The sequence below is a fragment of the Alkalibacterium sp. m-11 genome (assembly GCF_054658155.1).
In genome coordinates, this window is sequence record NZ_BAAGIR010000554.1 from 1 (window position 1) to 255 (window position 255).

1 protein-coding gene is annotated in these 255 nt (G+C 43.1%); it reads left to right on the plus strand.

Going from position 1 to position 255, the window contains the following annotated elements:
- Positions 1 to 22: 22 nt before the first annotated feature.
- Positions 23 to 255 (plus strand): DUF6431 domain-containing protein (locus ACYQ2O_RS13575; protein WP_459796863.1); only part of this gene is annotated, 233 nt, incomplete at its 3' end.

Here is a 255-nt window from a genome sequence, read left to right on the forward strand (position 1 = left end):
TTTCTTCAATGATTTCTTATCTATGCATCCCAGCTGCCCCAAATGTAATCATACAGCCATCGTCTTTTATGATGTATGTTCAAGAGAAGTATACCTTAATCACACCTACTCATTTACATTACAGATCTCTCGCGTACGTTGCGCTAACTGTTCTTGTCTGTCACGGATCCTTCCGGATTATGTCATTCCCCATAAACGCTATGTTGTCGGCCTTATTTGTCTCGCCCTGGACGTTACCCAATCCGTGAGGAGTGT